This is a genomic window from Agarivorans sp. (genome assembly GCF_050295395.1).
GTDB lineage: Bacteria > Pseudomonadota > Gammaproteobacteria > Enterobacterales > Celerinatantimonadaceae > Agarivorans.
Genome location: NZ_JBNKPP010000187.1, coordinates 1 through 2417, shown reverse-complemented (window position 1 = coordinate 2417; position 2417 = coordinate 1). Strand labels below are relative to the sequence as shown.

General features: G+C 47.2%; 1 protein-coding gene and 1 pseudogene. One reads left to right on the top strand and one right to left on the bottom strand.

Translation table 11 applies throughout. From position 1 onward, the window contains the following. Window positions 1-824: pseudogene (locus ACQY6Q_RS10920) on the top strand (DUF4397 domain-containing protein); the annotation flags it as partial. Window positions 825-899: 75 nt separating this feature from the next. On the opposite strand, the gene ACQY6Q_RS10915 reads toward ACQY6Q_RS10920, so the two are convergent. Beyond that, window positions 900-2324, bottom strand: a complete 1425-nt coding sequence (locus ACQY6Q_RS10915; protein ID WP_427981311.1) for a LysM peptidoglycan-binding domain-containing protein — start codon at window positions 2322-2324, stop codon at window positions 900-902. Window positions 2325-2417 lie beyond the last annotated feature (93 nt).

The window sequence follows — 2417 nt, the reverse complement described above, 5'->3', positions numbered from 1 at the left end:
CAACACCGCAGATTTTGGACACTGGGGATTACAAGGTTTACCTCGCGCCAGCGGGAACCACTAATGTGAGCTACACCACGGCAAGCATTAACTTTAAAACTAAGGTGCCCTATAAGTTGGTTTTACGGGAAAGCTTTGGTGCTTCGGATGCCAAAATCAGCTTAGATAGTATCGATTCGACCACCAATGTGCGTAACCATGTTGCCCTTGAAAGCAGCGTCGATTTTAGGGTATTCAATGGCTTGGCAACGCACAATGTCGATGTCAAAGTGGTGAGTAATAAACAAGAAGCCCTATTTAGCAATGTGGCTCCTTTTGGCGTGACTGCTTATCAAGGCGCTGAGTTTAATGACTTTGGCGTGAGCGTATTTGACCATACTAGCCAAGCTAAATTGCTCGACAATGTGCTGATTACCCTTAATCAGGACGATATCAAAACCATCTTCATCTACGAGCAAACTACCGAAGAAGGTAGCCAAGTGAAGGCGATGGAGATGAAGCAAACGCAAACGCCGAGTCCCTACAGCTTCAAGTTTGATATCGTCAGTTTTGCTGACAAGAGTAACCTGACGTTGTACTTCTTAAAGGCGAACGACACCATCGAAACTGCAGCCTATAAGATCAGTGCGGTTAATCCAACGGCGCCACAGTCGTTAGTGGTGCCAAAAGGTGAGTATTCCATCAAGGTGATCGCGGTGGAAAATGGCACTAAAACCGTGGTTTATGCATCAGAGATGATGGATTTTAATAACGAAGATAATGTCACTATGGTGCTGAATAAGGACACTTCAACCAGCTTTGGCTATAACCTCGTTAAGCTTTAATCGCTTAGGCTGGGTTCAATAAATTGGGCAATAAAAAAGCACTACCTTGGTAGTGCTTTTTCGTATTATGCGGCGTTATTCCGACAGTTTTAGCTCTTGGCCAGGCTTAATAATGCTCTTGGCATTCAGTTGGTTCCACTTCATTAAATCCGCGAGTTTTACTTTGTTTTTACGCGCGATTTTATCTAACGAGTCACCGGACTTTACCTTGTAAGTGCTAGCTTTCGCGGCTGGCTTATCTGCGGTTTTATTGCTGGTTTTAGCCTTAGCCGATTGAGACGTTGTTTGAGCTTTGCTCTGTTTTGGCGTTTCGATCGAGGCGTTATCTTCGCTGCTCATCGGCGTTAACAGGGTCAACTCTTGACCGATTTTAATTCTATCGGAGTTGAGGTTGTTTGCCTGCTTTAACTCTTTGACTGAAATGTCAAATTTCGCAGCAATTGTGCCTAGGCTATCGCCGGATTTCACAATGTAGCTCTGGCTGTCGTAACGTTTTTGCGCGGACAACTGGTGCTGATTTTCTTGATATTGGCCGATGTTTTCAATCGGTAGGGCGATTTGGTATTTGCCCTTACTTGGGATCACGCTTTGACGATAACCTGGGTTATAGGTTTTAAACTCCGCCTTAGTGAGCCCTGCAGCATTGGCGATTTGGCTTATTTCAACGCCATTGGGAGCAGGTAAACGCTCTAAAAATGGGCGGTTGGCAATCGGCATCACCTTGAGATTGTAATGGCTAGGTGCGCGGATAATTTGAATAAAGGCGAGCCACTTAGGCACTGTTTGTACTTGGCGCGCTGGAATATTCAGCGACCAGAAATCCGTGGGTTTACCCTTCGCTTTGTTTCTATCGATAGCGGCTTTGATCACTAGCTCGCCACTGTTATAACCCGCAACGGCGTTGATCCAGTCGTTACCTAAGGTGTCGTGCAAGTGCTGTAAATAGTCGAGCACGGCATCGGTCGAGGCCAGTGCATCTTTACGGCCATCGTAGGCCGAGTTGATGGTCAGGCCAAAATTACGTCCCGTCGCAGGGATCATTTGCCAGAGTCCGGCGGGGCCATTTGCCTGAGCGAGTGGGTTATAACCGCTCTCGACAATTGGCAGGAGTGCCAGTTCGAGCGGCATATTACGGGCTTCGAGCTGGCTGACAATATAGTACAAAAATGGCTCTGCGCGCTGGGTCACCTGAGTCATAAACTTTTGCTTATCATCGAAAAAGTTACGCTGCTTGCGGACTTCGGCATCGTCATGCACATCAATAGTGCGGGCGTGTTGGATTTTTTCCCACACATCGGTATAGCGCTCGTCGATAACGTCCTTTTCAACATGCTGAGGTTGTGCAATGTGTTCGCTATTGCCTTCGGCTTCTGGCAAGGCTGCGGCGTATTCCGTAGGCGAAGTTTGCGCCGACGTGGTTGCACAGCCGCTGAGCTGGCCCATCAAGATGGCGACCACGAGTGCAGCTAAGGCATGGGGTTGGCGAAAGGTTTTCCGCATGATTGTCCTGTAATCTGTGATGACTTGGTATTCCATGATTTGGCACATGCTAATCTGTTTTCGCATTTGTGAATAGCTTTGCTGGAAATTTGA